This is a genomic window from Embleya sp. NPDC050154 (genome assembly GCF_044460165.1).
Lineage (GTDB): Bacteria > Actinomycetota > Actinomycetes > Streptomycetales > Streptomycetaceae > Embleya.
The window spans coordinates 202,406-222,902 of the sequence record NZ_JBITJP010000015.1 but is presented as its reverse complement, the minus strand read 5'-3'; the positions used below and the strand labels follow the sequence as shown (position 1 = coordinate 222,902).

At 71.1% G+C, this 20,497-nt stretch carries 15 protein-coding genes and 2 pseudogenes; 10 read left to right on the top strand and 7 right to left on the bottom strand.

What is annotated here, in order from left to right; all coding sequences use genetic code 11:
* Window positions 1-979 precede the first annotated feature (979 nt).
* Window positions 980-2,605, top strand: coding sequence for a TROVE domain-containing protein (locus tag ACIBSV_RS29680; RefSeq protein WP_395868324.1), 1,626 nt, complete (start codon window positions 980-982; stop codon window positions 2,603-2,605).
* Window positions 2,606-2,652: 47 nt separating this feature from the next.
* On the opposite strand, the gene hpnH is transcribed toward ACIBSV_RS29680, so the two are convergent.
* Window positions 2,653-3,657: an adenosyl-hopene transferase HpnH gene (hpnH, locus tag ACIBSV_RS29675; protein WP_395868322.1), complete on the bottom strand. Its 1,005-nt coding sequence runs from the start codon at window positions 3,655-3,657 to the stop codon at window positions 2,653-2,655.
* 139 nt (window positions 3,658-3,796) lie between these two features.
* On the opposite strand from hpnH, the gene ACIBSV_RS29670 reads away from it, so the two are divergent.
* On the top strand, window positions 3,797-4,405 hold the full coding sequence (locus ACIBSV_RS29670; RefSeq protein ID WP_395868320.1) for a TetR/AcrR family transcriptional regulator: 609 nt from the start codon (window positions 3,797-3,799) through the stop codon (window positions 4,403-4,405).
* Between the two features lie 69 nt (window positions 4,406-4,474).
* Here ACIBSV_RS29670 and ACIBSV_RS29665 read toward each other — a convergent pair whose 3' ends face one another.
* From ACIBSV_RS29665 to ACIBSV_RS29650, 4 genes are read right to left on the bottom strand one after another with little or no spacing between them, the layout of a single operon-like run.
* Window positions 4,475-5,944 (bottom strand): penicillin-binding transpeptidase domain-containing protein, encoded by a 1,470-nt coding sequence (locus ACIBSV_RS29665; RefSeq protein ID WP_395868318.1) that lies wholly within the window; start codon window positions 5,942-5,944, stop codon window positions 4,475-4,477.
* Window positions 5,941-7,317: an FtsW/RodA/SpoVE family cell cycle protein gene (locus tag ACIBSV_RS29660; protein WP_395868316.1), complete on the bottom strand. Its 1,377-nt coding sequence runs from the start codon at window positions 7,315-7,317 to the stop codon at window positions 5,941-5,943. Before ACIBSV_RS29660 ends, ACIBSV_RS29665 begins: the two co-directional genes overlap by 4 nt.
* Before the next feature lie 52 nt (window positions 7,318-7,369).
* Window positions 7,370-8,161 carry an ABC transporter permease gene (locus ACIBSV_RS29655; RefSeq protein ID WP_395868314.1) on the bottom strand — a complete coding sequence of 264 codons (792 nt, stop codon included), beginning with the start codon at window positions 8,159-8,161 and terminating at the stop codon, window positions 7,370-7,372.
* On the bottom strand, window positions 8,158-8,883 hold the full coding sequence (locus tag ACIBSV_RS29650) for an ABC transporter ATP-binding protein (protein WP_395868312.1): 726 nt from the start codon (window positions 8,881-8,883) through the stop codon (window positions 8,158-8,160). The genes ACIBSV_RS29655 and ACIBSV_RS29650 overlap by 4 nt, the downstream gene beginning before the upstream one ends.
* Before the next feature lie 161 nt (window positions 8,884-9,044).
* Between ACIBSV_RS29650 and ACIBSV_RS29645 the strand changes: the two genes are divergently transcribed.
* From ACIBSV_RS29645 to ACIBSV_RS29615, 7 genes and pseudogenes are all read left to right on the top strand, one after another.
* Window positions 9,045-10,298 (top strand): sensor histidine kinase, encoded by a 1,254-nt coding sequence (locus ACIBSV_RS29645; protein ID WP_395868310.1) that lies wholly within the window; start codon window positions 9,045-9,047, stop codon window positions 10,296-10,298.
* Between the two features lie 11 nt (window positions 10,299-10,309).
* Window positions 10,310-10,945 carry a response regulator gene (locus tag ACIBSV_RS29640; protein ID WP_395868449.1) on the top strand — a complete coding sequence of 212 codons (636 nt, stop codon included), beginning with the start codon at window positions 10,310-10,312 and terminating at the stop codon, window positions 10,943-10,945.
* Window positions 10,946-11,120: 175 nt separating this feature from the next.
* Window positions 11,121-13,214 (top strand): RNA polymerase sigma factor, encoded by a 2,094-nt coding sequence (locus tag ACIBSV_RS29635; RefSeq protein ID WP_395868308.1) that lies wholly within the window; start codon window positions 11,121-11,123, stop codon window positions 13,212-13,214.
* 126 nt (window positions 13,215-13,340) lie between these two features.
* The gene (locus ACIBSV_RS29630) at window positions 13,341-14,264 is read left to right on the top strand and encodes an SPFH domain-containing protein (RefSeq protein ID WP_395868306.1); all 924 of its coding nucleotides are present in this window, start codon (window positions 13,341-13,343) and stop codon (window positions 14,262-14,264) included.
* A 9-nt stretch (window positions 14,265-14,273) separates the two neighbouring features.
* A pseudogene (locus ACIBSV_RS29625) lies at window positions 14,274-14,483 on the top strand (hypothetical protein); the annotation flags it as partial.
* 290 nt (window positions 14,484-14,773) lie between these two features.
* A complete protein-coding gene (locus ACIBSV_RS29620) occupies window positions 14,774-15,445 on the top strand; it encodes a GPP34 family phosphoprotein (protein ID WP_395868304.1) in 672 nt (223 codons plus the stop codon).
* Window positions 15,446-15,476: 31 nt separating this feature from the next.
* Entirely contained in the window at window positions 15,477-16,511 is a 1,035-nt protein-coding gene (locus tag ACIBSV_RS29615; RefSeq protein WP_395868302.1) for an EamA family transporter, read from the top strand.
* 16 nt (window positions 16,512-16,527) lie between these two features.
* On the opposite strand, the pseudogene ACIBSV_RS29610 reads toward ACIBSV_RS29615, so the two are convergent.
* Together ACIBSV_RS29610 and ACIBSV_RS29605 are read right to left on the bottom strand one after the other, a co-directional pair.
* Window positions 16,528-16,929: pseudogene (locus ACIBSV_RS29610) on the bottom strand (class I SAM-dependent methyltransferase); the annotation flags it as partial.
* A gap of 12 nt (window positions 16,930-16,941) precedes the next feature.
* Window positions 16,942-18,225, bottom strand: coding sequence for a YihY/virulence factor BrkB family protein (locus tag ACIBSV_RS29605; protein ID WP_395868300.1), 1,284 nt, complete (start codon window positions 18,223-18,225; stop codon window positions 16,942-16,944).
* Between the two features lie 500 nt (window positions 18,226-18,725).
* Here ACIBSV_RS29605 and purB point away from each other — a divergent pair, with 500 nt between their 5' ends.
* Window positions 18,726-20,168: an adenylosuccinate lyase gene (purB, locus tag ACIBSV_RS29600; protein ID WP_395868298.1), complete on the top strand. Its 1,443-nt coding sequence runs from the start codon at window positions 18,726-18,728 to the stop codon at window positions 20,166-20,168.
* Window positions 20,169-20,497: the final 329 nt, after the last annotated feature.

The following is a 20,497-nucleotide window of genomic DNA, read 5'->3' as shown; positions in this document are numbered from 1 at the left end:
CGGAGCCGCTTCGACCCCGTGGTGGGCCGATAGCGGCGCGAATCTACCCGACACGCCAGTTCTCACGTGCCGGAAAGAGTCAAGATTTGGTTCGGACGCGACCCATGCGACACGTGTCAACGACGATTCCGGTACGCTGACGACTCATCAGGTTGTGGCAGCCCGGATGCCGGTGAGGGGTGTCCGGGCTTCCCAATCGACCTTTGCGGCGCGGGTGCCCTGCGCATCGCACTCACGGATGTCGTGTCTTCGCTCGCCTTGGCGGCCATCGCCCGGTGACAGGGGCTGCCCGGCGCGGGGTCCCTGCGGGCGGGCCTGAACGAGACGGTGCGGAGCGGCATCCCGAAGGTGTGGCCGCTCCGACGGATCACGGCCGATCACGGCTCGATGACTCAGGGTCGGATTCGCGCGCACGGCGACACGGTGGGCCGCACCCGTGGTCGTCCCGTCCCGGTGTGCCGCACGTGTGGCGGGAGGGGCTGTCGGGGGACCCGGCTCTGCCATGTGGGCTCTCGCCCGGGCCGGAAATTCCGTGGGCGGCTTCGGGGTTCGTGGCTAGGGTGATGATGTCCGGGTGCGCGGGCGGCGGTTACTTCTTCAAACCGAGTCCACCGTTGCCGCTTTGATCTCCGGATCTTTGGATTTCGACAATTTCATACGCACCTCCCGGTGCGCAGACGACGGTTCCTTCTGGATCTGATGGTCGCGGGTTCGAGTCCCGCTCGGCCGCCCGAGGGCGGCAGGTAGCTCAGATGGAAGAGCATCAGCTGTGTCCGTCGTCGCTTTCGATCTCGGGAGGACGACGTCGTGGGGTGCCCGGTGCGCAGTTCGGGATTTCTTCCAGTTCCGGGTTCGAATCCCGGTCGGCGGCCCTCGGGTCGTCGGTAGCTCAAGGGTAGAGCGCCCTGAAGCCCGGCCGCCCTGATCTCGGGCACCCTCGCGACGTTCGACCCTTCCCCCACCCTCCGGGGGCCACCTCATGTCTCGCTACAACACCCGTTCGGCGCGCCCGCGTGCCGCCGATCCGATCACCACCACCGGCCGCACCACGACCCACGAGGGTGGCGCCGCCTATACCCGCGACACACGCGGCGAGTTGCTCATGCTCGCGGTCGTGAACATGGTCGGCAACGACACGTTCTACGAGAGCGCCGGTGTCCGGGACGACCGCTTCACCGCGCTCGTACGCACCCTCGCGGTGGAACACCCGGCCTGGATGGTCGAGTTCGTGCGGTGGCTGCGTGGCGAGGCGAACATGCGCAGCGCCGCCCTGGTCGCGGCGGCCGAGACGGTCAAGGCCCGCCTGGACGCGGGCGCGCCGGCCGTACCCGGGTACTCGCGCCTGGTCGTCGACGCCGCGCTACAGCGTGCGGACGAGCCGGGCGAGCTGATCGGCTACTGGACCTCGCACTACGGCCGCGCCATTCCCAAGCCGATCAAGCGCGGTGTCGCGGACGCCGTCCGCCGCCTGTACGGCGAACGCTCACTGCTCAAGTACGACACCGCGTCCAAGGGCTACCGGTTCGCCGACGTGCTGAACCTGGTCCACGCCGCGCCTGCGGCGGACAAGCCGTGGCAGGGCGAGTTGTTCGGCCACGCGCTCGATCGGCGCCACCACCCGGACGAGGCCGTGCCGTCCGCCGCCCTGCGCATGGTGACGGCCAACGCCGGGTTGCGCGCCGCCGCGGCCTCGGATCCGCGGGTGCTGCTGGACGCGGACGCGTTGGCGGCGGCCGGCATGACGTGGGAGGACGCGCTGTCGCTCGCGGGCGCGCGGGTGGACAGGGCGGAGCTGTGGTCGGCCCTGGTGCCGTCGATGGGTTACATGGCGCTGCTGCGCAATCTGCGCAACCTGGACGAGGCGGGGGTGCCGGACCACGTCGCGGCACAGGTCGCGGAGCGGCTGGCCGACCCCGAACAGGTGGCCCGGTCCCGGCAGTTCCCGTACCGGTTCCTGTCCGCCCACCGCGCGGCGCCGTCGCTGCGCTGGGGGCACGCGCTGGATGTGGCGCTGAACGCGTCGTGCGCGAACGTGCCCGCGCTGACCGGCCGCACGCTCGTCCTGGTCGACACGTCCGCCAGCATGACGTCGCCGGTCTCCGCGCGATCGCAGGTCCGGCACGTCGACGTCGGTGCGCTGTTCGGCGCGGTGCTCGCGCGCCGGGGCAACGCGGTGGACCTGGTCGGTTACGCCGACGGACAGTTCGAGCACAGGCTCACCCGGGGCGGATCCGTGCTGCGCGACATCGAGGCGTTCACCGCGCGGATCGGCGAGGTCGGACACGGCACCGAGACCGTCGCGGCGCTGCGGGCGGCCTACCGGGGGCACGAGCGGGTGGTGATCATCTCCGATATGCAAGCGTTCGCCCACCCCGGATACGGTGGCCGCTCGTCCGGCGGGACCGGGATCTCGGTGTCGGACGCGATACCCGCGACGGTGCCGATGTTCGGGGTCGACACCACAGGCTACGCCGCGACCTCGATCGAGGTCGGTACGCCGAACCGCCACGAGATCGGCGGATTCAGCGACCGGATGTTCACCATGCTCGACCTGATGGCGCGGGGACGCGACGCCGGTTGGCCGTGGGAGCACGCGCGCGACTGAGCGCGGCGGGGTCGGCGGAGCGTCGTTCGCTTCGCCGACCCCGGTGCTCAGCCGGCGACGACCGCGCGCAGGCTTTCCTTGAGGGAGCCCATCGTGGCCAGGACGGCGGTCGGCTCGTAGCCGCAGTGGGCCATGCAGTTGTCGCAGCGCGGGTCCTTGCCGCGGCCGTAGTTCTCCCACTCGGTGTCGGTGAGCAATTCCTTGTAGCTCTGCACGTAGCCGTCGCCCATCAGGTAGCACGGCTGCTGCCAGCCGAGCAGAGAGTAGGACGGGATGGCCCACGGCGTGCACTCGAAGTCGCGCTTGCCCTCGAGGAAGTCGAGGAAGAGCGCGGAGTGGTTGAGCCGCCACTTCTTGCGGTTGCCACCGGCGAAGGCGGAGGCGAACAACTTCCGGGTCTGCTCGACGCCCAGGAAGCGGTTCTGCACCGGGGCCTTCTCGTAGGCGTAGGCCGGGGAGATCTGGATCCGGTCGACCTTGAGGTCGTCGTTGAGGAAGTTGAGCACGTCCACGATGCTCTCGGGGGAGTCCGTGTTGAAGAACGTGCTGTTCGTGTAGACCTGGAATCCGGCGGCCTTGGCCATCTTGACCGCGGCCACGGCCTCGTCGAAGACGCCTTCCTTGTCCACCGCCTGGTCGTGCTTCTCGCGCAGGCCGTCGATGTGCACCATCCACGCGAAGTTCTTGTTCGGCTTGAACTTGTGCAGGTGCTTGGGCAGCAGCACGGCGTTGGTGCAGATGATCACGAACTTCTTGCGCTTGAGCAGTTCCTCGACGATCTGGTCGATCTGCTTGTGCATCAGCGGCTCGCCGCCGGCCAGCGACACCATCGGAGCGCCGCACTCCTCGACGGCCGCGACGGCCTGCTCGACCGACATGCGCTTGCGCAGCACATCGTGCGGTTGCTGGATCTTGCCGCAGCCGCCGCACTTGAGGTTGCAGGCGAACAGCGGCTCGACCTCCACGATCATCGCGAACTTGTCGACCCGCTTGATCTTCTGCTTGACCAGATGAGTGCCGATTTTCACAGCCAGGTTCAGCGGTAGGCCCATGACCGTCGCGTCCTCTCTATCCCCGAACCCGGGGGCGTCGGCGTCCGCTGAAACTCGACTCGGCGTGGCGTCGTTGCCCGGGTGTGCCCGATGATGACAACATCTTCAACATACAGGCTGTACGTCACGTGGGGGTTGTATGGCGGTCACGCGTCGGGCACAACATGTCGCGGACACCCGCGCGGCCCTGCTGGCAGCGGCACGTGAGTTGTTCGCGACCCAGGGATACGCGCAGACCGGCACCGAGGAGATCGTGGCCAGGGCCCGGGTCACCCGGGGCGCGCTGTACCACCACTTCAAGGACAAGGCCGATCTGTTCCGCGCGGTGATGGAGACCGTCGCGGCGGACGCGGCCCAGACGCTGGTCGCCCACGAGATGCGTCATGCCCAGGACCACCCCAGCGAACCGTGGGATCAGTTGCGACACGGATTCCAGTCGTTCCTGGACGTGTGCACGACCGGGGACTTCCAGCGGATCGTGCTGGTGGACGGGCCGGCGGTGCTCGGGCCGGGGTCCTGGGACGCGCTGGTGGACGAGCACGGACACGGGCTGCTCGCGGCGTGGCTGCGACAGGCGATGGACAACGGCGAGATCGACGAACTGCCGGTGCCGCCGCTGGCCCGGTTGTTGGCGTCGTTGATCTCCGAGGCGAGCATGTACACCGCGCGCGCCGCGGATCCGGCGCTCGCGCGGCGCGAGGTGGGACAGGTCATCGATCGAGTGCTGGCCGGGCTGCGCAAGGGCTGACCGCTCGGGTGTGCCGGCCGGACTGCGGAGGAGCCGACCGATCGCTGCTCGCGCCCTGTGGTGTCGTGGTCACCGCGCGAGCACGGCGGACATCACCGCCTTCGCGATCGGGGCGGCGAGGCCGCCGCCGGTGATGTCGGCGCGGTCGGCCGCGCCGTCCTCGACCACGACGGCGACCGCGACGGCGGGTTTGGCGTCGGCGTCGGCCTTGGCGTACGCGATGAACCACGCGTAGGGCACGGCCCGGTTGCGTTCGCCGTGCTGGGCGGTGCCGGTCTTGCCGCCGACGATCGCGCCGTCGATCCGAGCGTTGCCGCCGGTGCCGTTGGTGACCACGTCCTGCATCATCTTCTGGAGTTGGCGTGCGACCGGCGGGGAGACCGCGCGGGCCAGGGTCTCGTGGTGGGTTGCCTGCACGGTGCTGCCGTCGCCGCGGGTGAGTCGTTCGACCAGATACGGCCGCATCACGTCGCCGTCGTTGGCGATGCCGGCGGCGACCATCGCCATCTGGAGCGGGGTGGCCCGTGTGTCGAACTGGCCGATCGAGGACAGCGCTGTTTGCGGGCGGTCGGGGCTCCTCGGGAACACGCTCTCGGTGACCGCGACCGGGATGCGCAGTTTCGGGTCGCCGAAGCCGAACGCTTTGGCCTGACGGCGCATCACCTCGGCGCCCATGTCGACCCCGAGCTTGGCGAACACGGTGTTGCAGGACACCGACAGGGCGTGCCGCAGCGACGCGTTGCGGCAGCCGTTGGCCTCGTTGCCCAGGCGCGTCTGCGTTTCGGGCAGGGGGTAGGGGTCGGGTGATTCGGTCGGTTCGTCGGGGTCGGCGACCGTGCCGGAGCCGAGCGCGGCGGCGGCGGTGACCACCTTGAAGGTGGAGCCCGGGGGATAGGTCTCGCGCAGGGCCCGGTTGAGCATCGGGCGGTCGGGGTCGGTGTCCAGCGCGGTCCACGCGGTACGGGTCGCCTTGTTCGCGGCGGCGAGCCTGCCCGGGTCGTAGGAGGGGGTGCTGACCAGCGCCAGGATCGCGCCGGTGGTGGGGTCGATCGCGACCGCGGCGCCCTTGTTGCCGGTGCTCGCGAGACCGGCGAACGCGGCCTGTTGGGCGGCGGGCAGGATCGTGGTGGCCACATTGCCGGCGGGGCTGCGCTTGCGGGTGACGGCGGTGATCACCGGCCACGCGCCCAGGCGCGGATCGGTGCCGGCGAGCAGGTCGTCCTCGACGCCTTCGAGCAGTGTGGTCCCGTAGAGCTGGGACGCGTAGCCGGTGACCGGCGCGTAGAGCGGGCCGTCGGTGTAGCTGCGACCGTAGGCCAGGTCGGAGGAGGCGTCCATGTGCGGGGAACCGGTGATCGGCCGGTCGGCGACCAGGATGTCGCCGCGCGGCTCCTGGTAGCGGACGATCTGCGGGCGGCGGTTGCCCGTCATGTGGTCGTAGGCGTCGGCCTTGTGCGCCTGGAGCCAGGTCGCGTTGCCGAGCAGTGCCAGGAGCAGCAGCAGGCAGAATCCGGCGGCTCGTCGGGCGGTGACGATCACGCGGGCACCTCCTCGGGCAGCGGGGCCGGTTCGTCGATCGGCGCGAGTGGTCGGCGGCCGCGGTCGCTGACCTTCATCAGCAGCGCGATCAGTGCCCAGTTGGTCACCACGGACGAGCCGCCCTGGGCGAGGAAGGGCATGGTCATGCCGGTGAGCGGGATCAGCGCGGTCACCCCGCCCGCGACCACGAACACCTGGATCGCCAGGACGGCGGAGAGCCCGTACGCGAGCAGTGAGCCGAACGCGTCCGACGCGGTCAGGCCGGCCCGGAAGCCGCGCGCGACCAGCAGCGCGTAGAGCACGAACAGCGCGGCGAGGCCGGTGAGTCCGAGCTCCTCGCCGACCGTGGCGAGGATGAAGTCGCTCTTGGCGGCGAAGCCGACCAGGATCGAGTGGCCGAGTCCGAGTCCGGCGCCGAGCAGGCCGCCGGCCGCGAAACAGAACAGCGACTGGGCGAGTTGGCCCGGCCCCAGCCCCGCGTGGATGCTCGCGAACGGGTCCAGCCAATTCTGCACGCGAAGGTGCACGTGAGGTTCCGCGGAACCGACGACGAACGCGCCGAGGGCGATCAGGATCAGGCCGACCAGGATCCAACCGATCCGGGCGGTCGCCACGTAGAGCATCACCACGAACGCGCCGAAGTAGAGCAGGGACGTGCCCAGATCGCGTTCCAGCACCAGGATGCCGACCGAGGCCAGCCACACCGCGACGACCGGACCCAGGTCGCGACCGCGGGGCAGGTTCACGCCGCAGAATCGGCGCCCGATCATCATCAGTGTCTCGCGCGTGGTGGCCAGGTAGGACGCGAAGAAGACGACCAGGATGATCTTGGCGAACTCGCCGGGCTGCAATGAGAACGGGCCGAGCCGGATCCACACCTTCGCGCCGTTGATGGCCGGGAAGAAGACCGGGACGATCATCAGGAACAGTGCCACGGTGGCCGCGAGGTAGGAGTATTTACCCAGGGCGCGGTGGTCGCGCACGGCGATCATCACCACCGCGAACAGGATCACCCCGATGGCCGACCACATTAGTTGCGAGGACGCGGCCTGCACCTTCGGCGTCTCCAGATCGAGCCGGTAGATCAGCACCAGGCCCAGGCCGTTGAGCAGCGCGGCGATCGGCAGCAGCACCGGATCGGCGTACGGCGCGAAGCGGCGCACCAGAAGGTGGGCGACCAGGACCAGGAAACCCAGCCCGAGGCCGTACTTCGCGGTGTCCTGGGGAATGGAGCCGTGTTTGGCCAGGCCGACGTTGGCGTAGGCGCAGACGGGGACCAGGACCGCGAAGACGAGCAGCAGGAGTTCGGTGTTGCGGCGCGTGGGCGGCAGGGGTTCCCCCGGTGCCGCCTCGCGCCGCCGCCATCTGGACATGGGCTCTGGGATGCCCACAAGTGACCGTGGGTAACCGGAGGGGCGCCCGGCGTCAGGCGTCGCGCCGGCGCACCACGATCAGCGCGGTGGCCGCCGCGGCGATTGCCCACAGCGCCATCACCCCCAGGCCCGCCCATGGGTCGAGTTCGTAGGCGTTGAAGTCGCGCAGCCGCATGATGCGTTGCCCGGCCTGGTCCGGCAGGAATCTGGCCGCCTCGCGCACGCCGGGTATCGCGGTGAGCGCCGCGGTGCCCAGCAGGATCAGCGGTATCAGCAGACCCATCGAGGCCATCGGCGTGCGCAGCACGAAGGTGACGCCGGCGCAGATGACCGCCAGCAGCACCAGATAGGCCCCCTGGCCGAAGGCCGTGCGCCAGGTCTCCGCGGTGGTCAGCGAGATGTCGCCGGCGGGGAGGAACACCCGGGCCGCCAGCGTGCACGCAAGGCTGGAGACGACGCCCGTGACCAGTGCCACCGCGGTGATCACGGTCAACTTCGCGGCGGCGAACACGCGGCGATCGGGCACCGCCGCGAGCGAGGCGTGGATGGTGCCGCTGCCGTACTCGCCCGCCACGGCCAGCACCGCGAAGGCCACCAGTGCTATCTGGCCGAGGTTGACGCCGTAGTGCACGAGCGTGAAGGGGTCGTATTCCGTGCCGTCCTCGCGGCGTTGGCCCTCGGCGACGAACGCGTCGACCAGTGCGCCGACGCCGACGGTCAGCAGCACCACGACCACCGGCAACCACCGGGTCGAGGGCACTGTGCGGATCTTGGTCCACTCGGCGTGCAGCGCCGCCGGGAACGAGTCGCGCGCCTGTGTCGTTGCCGTGCTTGCCGTGCTCATGCGCGGCCACCTCCCACGAACTGTTCGTGTCCGGCGGTCAGCCGGAGATAGACGTCTTCCAAGGACTCGCCCTCGCCGACGAACTCGGTCATCGAGGTGTCGGCCAACAGGCGCCCGCCGGCGATCACCACGAGGTGTCCGGCGGTCAGCGCCATCTCGCTCATGAGGTGGCTGGAGAGGAACACCGTGCGTCCCTCGGCGGCCAGCGACCGGATCAGGTCGCGGATCCACCGGATGCCCTCCGGGTCGAGCCCGTTGACCGGTTCGTCGAAGATCAGCATCTGCGGATCGCCCAGCAGCGCGGCGGCGATGCCCAGGCGCTGGCGCATCCCGAGCGAGTAGGTGCCGGCCCGGCGCCGGGCCGCGTCGGTCAGGCCGACCCGGTCCAACACCTCGTCCACCCGGGAGTCCGGTATGCGATTGGACCGCGCGAGGTAGAGCAGGTGGTCGCGGCCCCGGCGGCGTCGGTGCACCGCTCCCGCGTCGAGCAGCGCTCCCACATGGCGCAGCGGCTCGCGCAGCTCGCCGTAGACCCGGCCGCCGACGGTGGCGGTTCCGGAGGTGGGCCGGTCCAGACCCAGCACCATCCGCAGGGTGGTGGACTTGCCCGCGCCGTTGGGCCCGAGGAAGCCGGTCACCGTGCCTGCGGCGACCTCGAAGTCGAGGTCGTCGACCGCGAGAACGTCGCCGTAACGCTTGGTCAGGTTCCGGATGCGGATCATCTGCGGTGCTCCCTCTGCTGCCTCGGAGTGGTCTCACCGCCCGGTTGCTGCGGTGCCTCAAGACTGCGATTCGGGAGCCCTGCGTCGGATCCCCCGACCGTGGGGACGGTCTCCCCCGGGTGGGGGAGGCCGCGCGCACGACGACCCGGCAGGATGGCGGCATGTCCCGGATCGCGCCGCTTCGCACCTCGCTCGCCCGCCTCGCCCACCCGCTCGTCGCGGGGAGCACCTACACGCGTGGCTTCCACCTGTTCACGGCGCTGGCGCTGGGCGTTGCGGTCGCTCTGGTGTATCCCGGCCTGGAGGACAACGGCGGGGTCGCCGACGGGCTCGCACTGCTGACCGCCCCGATTCCGATCCTGGTGGCGTTCGGGCTGCTCGCCGAGGCGCGCCGGTTCGAGGGCTTCCTGGCTCGGCTGCTGCTGCGCCCCGGCGACGAGAGCGACATCGCGGTGACCCGGTCCCAGGGATGGGCGGATCGGTGGCGCACCGCACTGTGGCTGGTGCTGCGGGTCGAACTGGCCTGGCTCGGCCTCGCGGTCGTGGGCCAGGCGGTGTTCACCGGGATCGCGATGATCGTGGCACCGGCCACGGACGGGGGCTTGAAGTTCAGCGGGCTCACCTTCGCGGGCGGTGCCGGGCACTGGTGGCTGATCCCGCTCGGCCTGCTCGTCATCGTCGCGGCGATCTACTACCTGGCGGGCGTGGGTTGGCTGCTGACCCGGCTCGGTACCAAGCTGCTCGGGCCGTCCGCGAGCGAGCGGCTCGCGATAGCCGAGCGTCGGACCGAGCAACTGCTCGAACACAATCGGCTCGCCCGAGAGCTGCACGACTCGATCGGCCACGCGTTGTCGGTGACGGTGCTCCAGGCCGGCGCCGCCCGGCAACTGCTCGACACCGACCCCGGCTTCGCGGACCGGGCACTCGAGGCGATCGAGGAGACCGGTCGGCAGGCCCTGGAGGATCTCGAACGCATGTTGTTGCTGCTGCGCGACGCGCCGGAGCCGGCCGCGCCCCGGCCGGGCCTGCCCGAGGTCAAGACGCTGGTCGACACCACGCGCGGCGCGGGCGCCTCGGTCGCACTGCGGATATCGGGCGCCCTCGACGCGGTGCCGGCGGTGATCTCGCGCGAGGGTTATCGCATCGTGCAGGAGTCGCTCACCAACGTGCTGCGGCACGCGGGCCCGGTTCCGGTCGACGTCACCGTGGCGGTGGACGACCACGACGTCGAGTTGACCGTGCTGAACAGCGCACCCGCCGCCGGTGCGGAGCGATCGGTGGTCGGCGCGGGCAGCGGCAGCGGGCTGCGCGGGATTCGCGAGCGGGCCGCGTTGCTCGGCGGCGAGGCCACCGCCGGCCCCCAGGACGGCTACTGGCGGGTGCACGTGCGGCTACCTCTACGGTGGGCGTCGTGACGATCACGATCATGCTGGTGGACGACGACGAACTGGTTCGGGCGGGCCTGCGGGCCATCCTGGGCGCGCAGCCCGATTTCGAGGTCGTGGGCGAGGCCGACGACGGAGCGGGCGTGCTCTCGCTGGTGCGTTCGCTGCGCCCGGACGTGCTCGTGATGGATGTGCGCATGCCGCGCGTGGACGGCATCCAGGCCACCCGGGATCTGCTCGCCCATCTCGACCAGCCGCCCAAGATCCTGATCATGACCACCTTCGAGAACGACGAGTACGTCTACGAGGCGTTGCGGGTGGGAGCGCACGGCTTCCTGCTCAAGCGGGCCCGTCCGGACGAGATCACCGGAGCGGTGCGGGCGCTGGCCACCGGGGACTCGCTGCTGTTCCCGGCCAAGCTACGGGCGTTGGTCGAGCGCCACCGGAACGCGGCCCGCGCCGACGCGGTGGCCCGGGCCAACCTGACCGACCGCGAGGCCGAGGTGCTGCGGGCGATGGCCCGGGGGCTGAACAACGCCGAGATCGCCGCCGAGTTGTTCCTGGGCACCGAGACGGTCAAGAGTCATGTGAGCGCGCTGCTGGGCAAGTTGGGTGCCCGCGACCGCACCCAGGCGGTGATCGCGGCCTACGAATCGGGCTTCGTCGGACCCGGGTGATCCGACCTGGCCGCCCGGCGGCGTCGAAGCCGATCGCTTCGAGCAAAAAACGACATAAAAAGAGATGTTCGTACTATGTGTGACCCCTCCGGGTGGTGCTCGTTGGCCATCGTGCGCACGGGCCCCGTACCGATTCGCGGGAGCCGACGAAGGCGCGGCGAAAAGGGGGCTACACATGCGACACGGCGGCGACGAGAACACACCGGACCCGGCGACCCGACCCGACCCGAACGGCCGCGGCTCGCAAGCCGACCACGGCGGTCCCGACGACCGCGCCGGGCACACCGACCGCAGTGCCCTGGGCCGCATCCGCCGCACCCGGGTCGACCTCGTCGAGCTGTGCCGACGCCGGCTGGACCAGGGGGCGGTGCGCCGCACCGAGGCCCTGCTGGTCGGGCGCTACCCCGAACTCGTCCGGCTCGCCTACCTGATCCTGCCGCCCACGATGGAGCGGCACCGACGGGTGCTGGCCGCGCACGCCCTGGTCCAGGACGCGCTGCCGGGCCGACTGCGCGATCTCGGACGCGGTGCCGGCGGCCCCGACGGCGCGGACATGAGCGACGCCGACCTGCTCCGGCTGCGCGTCGTGCGCGGCGCGCTGCGCCTGAATCGTTCCACCCGGCGCCGGGTGCTGCTGCCGCAGGTCTGGGGGCTGCGCCTGTTCCCGCCGACCGGCGGCGCGGACGCGTTGGCGATCGAGCAGGCGCTCGGCCGACTGTCCGGCCCCGCCCGCGCGGTCCTCGTGCTGCGCGCGCTGGACGGCCTCGACCCCATCGAGGTGGCCGAACTCCTGCTCGCCGCCGGTGTCGAGGACGTCCTGGCCGCCGAGGCCGAGGCGGATACCGCCGAGCCCGCGCTGCGCCCGGTCGAGGCTCCGGCCGGCCCCGGGTTAGCGGCCGACCGGCTGCTGCGCGCCGACCAGTTCGACCCGTGCACGCTCCGGGCCAGCCCCTCGGACCTGCTGCGCCGCCGCCGACGCCGGCGCACCGCGCTGGGCGTACTCGCCTCGACCGGCGCGATCGCGATGATCGCCTGGTACGCGACCGACCGCACCGCTCCCTCGGGCGACCGCGGCCGGAGCGACCAGGCCGCACCCGCCGCGCAGGTGGTCGCCGGGCCGCCGCGATCGATCCCGGCCGGTGCCTGGAACACCACGACCCGGCTCGACTTCGAGGTCTGGTCCACCCGAGGCGCCCGGGCCGGTGACGAGGCGCTGACCCGGCGCGCGGTCCGGGCATGGACCGATCCCGAAGACGGCACCCCCGTCACCCTCGGCCCGGACGCCGCGGTGGGCCCGCCGTCGGGCACCCCACGCCTGCTGTACGCGGGTGACGTCGCGGGCGCCGCCGTGGTGTTGCTCGCCGACGGCACGCGCCTGGCCCGCTACACCGAGGAGCACGGCCGACACCGACTCGACGTCGCCTCGTCCGACGACTCGGACGAGCGCTCCGCTTCCGCCGTGGTGCTGCGCCGCGACCCGGCCGGCGTGCGCATGCTGCTCGCGCCCTGGGTCGACGAGGCCGCCGTGCGCGACCTGCGTCGTCCCGAGGACAAGGGCAAGCCGCTCGCGATCACCGGCGGCATCACCGCCCCGATGCCCGATCTCGGCACCGCCGCGAAGGACTGCGCCACCGTACCCGTGCTCGAACTGCTGTCCGGGCGCGCCGCCGACAACCACCCCTACCTGCTCGCGGACCTGGGCGAACTGACCGCCACGCACCTGACCTACATGCCGCCGCCGGACTACTTCCACACCGGCCGCCCCTCCGAGGCCGCCTCCAGTGAACGCGCCCTCAACATCTGGTCGCGGACCGCGTGCGCGTTGGCCACGCTGCGCGGACGGGGCCTGCGGCTGGTCAACAACTGGGAGTTCGCGCATTTCGACCTGCCCGAGTCCGCGGGGGAGGCGATGTGGTCGTGCCTGCACGCGTTCGACCGCAGGGGCGGCGGTGACGTCGTGGTCCAGTTCCTGCCGCCGGGGGCGAGCGCGACCGGCGCGCAGACCGTCAACCGGCTCACCGATTCGCCCGCGTGCAGCCGCTCCGGCAACGACATCGTCACCTCGACCTGGTGGCGCTCGCGCACCGGCACCTGGTATCTGGTCGCGGCGGGCACCCGCGACGTGGTCAAGGTGAGCGCGTCCGGCTCGGTCACCGGCTCCGCCGACGCCCGGCAACTCGTGATCAAGGCCCCTCCCGGCGCGCTTCCGCCCGCGCCGGCGCTGGCGGCCAACGTCCGCAACGGCACCACGATCAAGTCGCTCGGCTGATCGACGGGCCGCCCACACGGACGACCGGCCGGGCCGCGGGCACGATCGAGGTTTCTCCCTTGCCTAAAAGTGATATCACTTTGCTATGGTGGTGATGGCACATCGAAGCGATCGGGGAGTGACCTCATGAGCAACATCGGCTCCGAGACCATTGTGGAAATGCCGGCCCCCCAGGTCCGGGAGAAGTTGGTGACCGGCGCCCCCGGGCTGTCCGCGCTCACGGTCGGTCTGCTCTGCGTAGGCGGCGGCGTAGGGCTCACCGTCTTCGGCGCACTGCAGCACGGCGGACAGAAGGCCGCGGGCATCACCGCGGGCATCGTGATCATCGTCGTGTCGCTGTTCTCCCTGCTGGGGCTGACCACCGTCGCCCCCGGCGAGGCCCGGGTGCTCCAGTTGTTCGGGCACTACAAGGGCACGCTGCGCAAGGACGGCCTGCGCTGGGTGAACCCGTTCACCAACCGCACCAAGATCTCCACCCGCATCCGCAACCACGAGACGCAGACCGCCAAGGTCAACGACAACGACGGCAACCCGATCGAGATCGCCGCGGTCGTGGTGTGGCAGGTCAAGGACACCGCGCAGGCCAGGTTCGAGGTGGACGACTTCGAGGAGTTCGTCGCGATCCAGACCGAGACCGCGGTGCGGCACATCGCCAACAGCTACCCGTACGACGACCACGGCAACGGCGGCATGTCGCTGCGCGACAACGCCGACGAGATCACCGGCAAGCTCTCCGCCGAGATCGGCGCGCGGGTTGCCTCCGCCGGGGTCAGCGTGGTCGAGTCGCGGATCACCCGACTGGCCTACGCGCCGGAGATCGCCCAGGCGATGTTGCGCCGCCAGCAGGCGGGTGCGGTGGTCGCGGCCCGGCAGCGGATCGTCGAGGGCGCGGTGGGCATGGTCGAACTTGCACTGACCCGGCTCGAGGAGGGCGACATGGTGGAACTGGACGACGACCGCCGCGCGGCGATGGTCAGCAACCTGCTCGTGGTGTTGTGCAGCGAACAGGCCACCCAGCCGGTGGTCAACACCGGTTCCCTGTACGCGTAGTCGGTCCTCGTGACCGAGCGCAAGAAGATCCTGCTCCGACTGGACCCCGCGGTGCACGACGCGATCGCCAAATGGGCGGCGGACGAACTGCGCAGCACCAACGCGCAGATCGAGTTCCTGCTCCGGCGCTCGCTGGGCGACGCGGGCCGGATGCCGGGCAACGCCGGCCGTCCGGCCCGCCGGGGCCGACCACCCAAGGCCGACCCCGCGTCCTCCGGGCCCGCGTTCCGCGAGTCCGAGTCCTCCGAACCCGAGTCCTCCGAACCCGAGTCCTCCGAACCCGAGTCCTCCGAACCCGAGTCCTCCGAACCCGAGTCCTCCGAACCCGAGCCCGAGTCATCCGAGTCCGTATCCGATACCGAGCCCGGCGGAGGCGACGGTGGCGATCGAGGCGACCCTGGCGGTGCTGGTCGGCGTGGTGGCCGCCGTGGCGACCCTGGCGACCTCGGTACCGCGCCGTGACGACAACCCCGACGACGATGTGACGTCCTGGCGCCGAGGAGGCCGACGTGAACCAGTCCCTGGAGGTCGACATGAACGTTTCCATGGCCCGGCAAGTGTTCCTGCTCGCCTACAGTCCCGAGCGACGCCGACTGCTGAGCCGGGCGCACCTGGGGGTGACGCTCCAGGCGGCGGCCCTGTACGACCTGTACGAGCGGGGCCTGATCCGTGACGACGACGGAAAGGTGACGGTGACCGCCCGCCGGGGCACCGTCGTCGCGCACTGCGATCTGGCTGCCGACCTGCTGGCCAGGATCACCGCGAGCGAGCGAGCGCACCGGTGGCGCCACTGGGTCAAGAAGGGCGAGCGACAGGCCGTCGGCCGAGTCGGTGCCCACCTCGAACGCGAGCGGTTGATCAGGTACGAGACGTACCGCCTGCTGGGCATCATCCCGACCCGACGCATCGTCCTGCGCCAACCGCGCCTGCGGACCGAGGCGACCAAGGCGATGTGGGGTGCGCTCAAGGGCACCCAGCCGATCACGCGCGTCCCGGCGGCGGACGCCGCGCTCGCCGCGCTGGCCTACGAGGGCCAACTGCGCGTGGTGCTGGGCGGTCGGGAACGCCGGGCCGCCAAGGGCCGGATCCGCGAGTTGGAGGCCGGCCTGGGTCCGGTGCCCGAGACCCTGCGCAAGGTGGTGCGGGATAGGAATGCCGCCGACGCGGGGGCCGGCGCGTGAAGTGGCTTGACGATGTCCGTAGTGTCGGAGAATGACCTCCCGCACCACCGCCGACGCGACCTCGCGTGCGCTACCCGCATTCGTCGACCGGCTCCGGCCGGGAGCGCAGGGTCGCGCGGTGTTGCTGGTGCTGGCGAGCGCGTGCTCGATCCAGTTCGGCGCCGCCTTCGCGGCCCGGCTGTTCCCGTACGTGGGCCCGGCCGGCGCGGTCACCCTGCGGCTGGTGCTGGCCGCGACCATGCTGCTCGCGTTCTGCCGGCCGCGACTGCGCGGGCGCACCCGTGCGGACTGGCTCGTGGTGGTCGGCCTGGGCGTGATGTTCGCCGGCATGAACATGTTCTTCTACGAGGCCATCGCCCGGCTGCCGCTGGGCCCGGCCGTCACCCTCGAGTTCCTCGGCCCGCTCGGTCTGGCCGTGGTGTTGTCCCGGCGGCTGCGCGACATGGTGTGGATCGTGCTCGCCGCCGGCGGCGTGCTGCTCCTGGGCCGCGGCGGCTTCAGCGGTCTGGACCCGGTCGGCGTCGCCTTCGTGATGGCTGCGGCGGCCTGTTGGGCCGGCTACATCGTGGTCGCCTCGAAGATCTCCAAGCGTTTCGACGGCATCGAGGGCCTGGCGCTCGGCTTCGCGGTCGCCGCGGTCCTGGTCACCCCGTTCGGCGTGACCTCCGCCGGTACCGCGCTGTTCGAGCCCAAGGTGCTGGGCCTCGGCCTGTGCGTCGCGCTGCTGTCCTCGGCGCTGCCGTACAGCTTCGAGATGCTCGCGATGAAGCACCTGCCGACCGCGACGTTCGGGCTGCTGGCCAGTCTGGAGCCGGCCGTGGCCGCGATCGCCGGCTTCGTCGTCCTGCATCAGTCGCTGGTACTGATCCAGATCGGGGGCATCACGCTGGTGGTCATCGCCAGCGCCGGTGTCACCGTGGCCCAGTCGCCTAGACGGGCTCGGGCGAAGTCCGATACAGCCGGGCCCGGGCCCGATCCACGACCAGTTCCCGCCGCAGGTGCCATCCCCACTCCGGCCGCAGCACCGGACGCTTGTGCGGAGTCACCACAACGAACGCGGACGTGACCTCGGTCAACGCGTACGCCAGCGCGGGCAGCCGGGACTCTGCGAGCAGGTGCAGCGCGTAGCTGCACACCACGAGCGAGTACGTGCGACCCGTCAGCGCGCCCGCCGCCACCTGCTCGAACCGCAACGGCTCGGCGTCGCGCCCGGTGCGCTCGCGGTAGGCGACGCCGGTGTACGGGTCGACGCCGGTGACCTCGCGCGCGCCGAGTTCGCGCAGCGCGAGGGTGGCCTCGCCGCTGCCGCACGCCAGGTCGAGCACGGTGTCCAGCAGATCCGGCTCGGCGGCCGACGGCTCGGCCAGTACCTCGGCCAGCACCGCCCGGACGCGGGGCTCGTGCGGATTGCGGTACCGCGCACCATGTGAGGCGTAGAAGCCCTCGGCGCCCAGTTCCTCGTACGCGGGCCGGATCTTGTCCATGCCCTCGATTGTCTACTCCTCGCCCTCCCGCGTGGCCCCGGGTGTGCGGCCGAAGCGGAACCAGCGCTTCCAGGCGCCCTTGGGTTTGGGCGTGTCGCGCATCCGGACGTACGGCTCCAGAGTCGGCGGGTGGCCGCCGGCGATCGCGCGGGCCCGCTCCATCTCCGCGTTGTACTCCGCGCCGAGCAGGATCGCCATGTTGGTCAGCCACAGCCAGACCAGGAACACGATCACCGCGGCGAGCGTGCCGTAGGTCTTGTTGTAGGTGCTGAAGTTGGCCACGTAGTACGCGAACGCGGCGGAGAACAGCGCCCACAACAGCACCGCGAGCACGCCGCCGGGAGTGATCCAGCGAAAGCCCTGCTTGGCGTTCGGCGCGGCCCAATACAGCAGCGCGAACAGGAAGTTGACCACCACGATCAGCACCGGCCACTTCGCGTAGTCCCACAGCAGCACGCCGGCCTCACCCACGCCCAGCGCATGCCCCGCCTGTTTGGCCAGCGAGCCGGTGAACACCACCGCGATCGCGCAGACCGACAGCAACACCAGGGTCACCACGGTGACCGCGATCCGGGTGGGCACCGTCTTCCACAGCGGCCGGCCCTCGGGCACGTCGTAGATCGTGTTGCACGCGCGCATGAACGCGGCCACGTAACCGGACGCCGACCACAGCGCCAGGCCCAGGCCGGCCAGGGCCAGCGGGCCGGCGGCACCGCGGCTGTTCTCGAGGTTCTGGATCGCGTTGATCACGATCTGGTGCGTTTCGGTGGGCGCCACGTTCTGCACGTTCTCGGTCAGCGCGTCGGTGGCGGAGCGGCCGGCCAGGCCGACCAGGGAGACCACGACCAGCAGGGCGGGGAAGATCGACAACACGCTCTGATAGGTGAGCGCGGCCGCCCAGATGTTGAGGTCGTCCTCCTTGAATTCGCGGATCGTGCGCCAGGCGGCTCGGAACCACGACGAGGTGGGCAGGTCGGTGGGGCGTTCGGGGAGGTGCGACTCGGGGGGTGGTTCGTTGGCTGTGTCGGGCTTGTCGAGGTCCACTGGTGGGGTGGGCCGGTCTTGGTTTCGGTCTCGGTCTTGGTCTTGGTCCCGGTCTCGGTCTCTGTCCCGGTTCCGGGGCTTGGGCTTTTCCGCGTCGCGCGGGCCCGGGAGCCGTCCGGTCTCGTCCTCGGTTCCGCCGCGCGGGGGTGGTTCCTTGGCCCGGTCCGTGCCCCCGCGCAGTGCGCGGGCGATTCGCTCCTCCCGCTCGGCGCGTTCTCTGCGTGCGTTTCGCGCGTCCTGCCGCCTGCCCATGAGCCCGCCCCCAAGGTCGTCCCGCGATGGCCGGCGTCTACCCGGCGGCGGGCGGCACATGCGATGCCGGGCACGGGTTGTGACGCGGCGTCAGCGCCGGGCGCGGACACGATCGGGGCGACGCCGACCAGGCGGACGGTTGTCCCGGCGAGGTTCCGGCGGCCCGGACGGAAACCGTGCACGATGGTCCCTCACACGAGTGAATCGGTGACGAAGACTCCGTCGTACGCGGCCAGGATCCGGCCGAGGCTCGGGTTCGAGACGTACGGTGGCGATGTGTCGGGACGGTGGCGACGTGTCGGGACGGTGGCGAAGCGGGCTCGGGCACGGGTGTCCGGCCCGCTCGCGCGGCGCCGGTGCGGGGCGTGATCACGGACGTACGTCGAAGGCGGCTCCGGCGGCTCCGGCGGCTCGGTAGACTCGCCGCTCGTGACGTACGCGGGGCGTGATCACGGACGTACGTCGAAGGCGGCGCCGGCGGCTCGGTAAACTCGCCGCTCGTGACGTCCCAGCCTGTGCGCAAGCCCCGCATTCCGAACGTTCTGGCCAACCGCTACGCCTCCCCGGCGCTGGCCACGCTGTGGTCTCCCGAGCACAAGGTGGTGCTGGAGCGCCGACTGTGGCTCGCGGTGCTGCGTGCCCAGGCCGACCTGGGCATCGAGGTGCCCGAGGGCGCGGTCGCCGACTACGAGCGGGTGATCGACCAGGTCGACCTGGCCTCGATCGCCGAGCGCGAGCGGGTCACCCGGCACGACGTCAAGGCCCGGATCGAGGAGTTCAACGCTCTCGCCGGCCACGAGCACGTGCACAAGGGCATGACCTCGCGCGACCTGACCGAGAACGTCGAGCAGTTGCAGATCCGCTCGTCGCTGGAACTGGTCCGGGACCGTGTGGTGGCCCTGCTGGTGCGATTGGCGGAGTTGTCCGCGCAGCACGCCGAGCTGGTGATGGCGGGCCGTTCGCACAACGTCGCCGCCCAGGCCACCACGCTGGGCAAGCGGTTCGCCTCGGCGACCGACGAGCTGCTGGTCGCCTACCACCGGCTCGACGATCTGATCACCCGTTACCCGCTGCGTGGGATCAAGGGCCCGGTGGGCACCGCGCAGGACATGCTCGACCTGCTCGGCGGCGACGAGGACAAGTTGGCCGAGCTGGAGGGGCGCGTCGCGGCGCACCTGGGCTTCGAGCACGCGTTCGTCTCGGTCGGCCAGGTCTACCCGCGCTCGCTCGACTACGACGTGGTCACCGCGCTGGTGCAACTGGCCGCCGGGCCGTCGTCGCTGGCCAAGACGATCCGGTTGATGGCCGGGCACGAGCTGGTCACCGAGGGCTTCCAGCCCGGCCAGGTCGGCTCGTCCGCGATGCCGCACAAGATGAACACGCGCTCGTGCGAACGGGTCAACGGCTTCACCGTGATCCTGCGCGGCTACGCCTCCATGGTCGGCGAGTTGGCCGGCGACCAGTGGAACGAGGGCGACGTGTCCTGCTCGGTGGTGCGGCGGGTGGCGCTGCCGGACGCGTTCTTCGCGTTCGACGGCCTGATCGAGACGTTCCTGACCGTGCTCGAGGAGTTCGGCGCGTTCCCGGCGGTGGTCGCGCGCGAGCTGGACCGCTACCTGCCGTTCCTGGCCACGACCAAGGTGCTGATGGCCGCGATCCGGGGCGGGGTGGGTCGTGAGGCCGCGCACGAGGTGATCAAGGAGCACGCGGTCGCCTCCGCGCTCGCGCTGCGCGAGGGCGTCGAACGCAACGAACTGCTCGACCGGCTGGCGGCGGACGAGCGGCTGCCGCTGGACCGCGCGGCGCTGGACACGCTGCTCGCCGACCGCCTGTCCTTCACCGGCGCGGCGGCGGCCCAGGTGGCAGAGGTGGTCCGCCGCGTGGAGACGGTCGCCGCCAAGCACCCGGAGGCGGCAAAGTACCGCCCGGGCGCGATCCTGTAACCGACCGACGACGGCGATGGGCCGGGCCGCGGGGCACACCCCCGGGTCCCGGCCCATCGCCGATTCCGAACCACGACCGGGACGCACCCGGACACCCCGCGCCCCGAGGCACGGGCCACCCACCACCCACTCCGCACCGCTGCGCCGCTGCCGGACCACCCGCGTCCCCCGCCGCGCCGCTGCGCCGCGGCGCCGCTGCCGGACCACCCGCGTCCCCCGCGGGTATCGCGCTTCGAACGTCTGTGTCGCTGCTGCCTGTTGTGGTCTGCGTTGACTGCGTTGAGGCGGGCATGGGCCGCCCGCCGTTCGCTGCGCGCGCGGGTTGCATG

Coding starts and splice junctions, on each gene's coding strand:
- ACIBSV_RS29680 (WP_395868324.1), top strand. CDS start 980: ATGTCTCGCTACAACACCCGTTCGGCGCGCCCGCGTGCCGCCGATCCG.
- ACIBSV_RS29645 (WP_395868310.1), top strand. CDS start 9,045: ATGTCCCGGATCGCGCCGCTTCGCACCTCGCTCGCCCGCCTCGCCCAC.
- ACIBSV_RS29605 (WP_395868300.1), bottom strand. CDS start 18,225: ATGGGCAGGCGGCAGGACGCGCGAAACGCACGCAGAGAACGCGCCGAG.
- ACIBSV_RS29635 (WP_395868308.1), top strand. CDS start 11,121: ATGCGACACGGCGGCGACGAGAACACACCGGACCCGGCGACCCGACCC.
- ACIBSV_RS29655 (WP_395868314.1), bottom strand. CDS start 8,161: ATGAGCACGGCAAGCACGGCAACGACACAGGCGCGCGACTCGTTCCCG.
- ACIBSV_RS29615 (WP_395868302.1), top strand. CDS start 15,477: ATGACCTCCCGCACCACCGCCGACGCGACCTCGCGTGCGCTACCCGCA.
- ACIBSV_RS29630 (WP_395868306.1), top strand. CDS start 13,341: ATGAGCAACATCGGCTCCGAGACCATTGTGGAAATGCCGGCCCCCCAG.
- ACIBSV_RS29670 (WP_395868320.1), top strand. CDS start 3,797: ATGGCGGTCACGCGTCGGGCACAACATGTCGCGGACACCCGCGCGGCC.
- ACIBSV_RS29640 (WP_395868449.1), top strand. CDS start 10,310: ATGCTGGTGGACGACGACGAACTGGTTCGGGCGGGCCTGCGGGCCATC.
- ACIBSV_RS29660 (WP_395868316.1), bottom strand. CDS start 7,317: ATGTCCAGATGGCGGCGGCGCGAGGCGGCACCGGGGGAACCCCTGCCG.
- ACIBSV_RS29650 (WP_395868312.1), bottom strand. CDS start 8,883: ATGATCCGCATCCGGAACCTGACCAAGCGTTACGGCGACGTTCTCGCG.
- hpnH (WP_395868322.1), bottom strand. CDS start 3,657: ATGGGCCTACCGCTGAACCTGGCTGTGAAAATCGGCACTCATCTGGTC.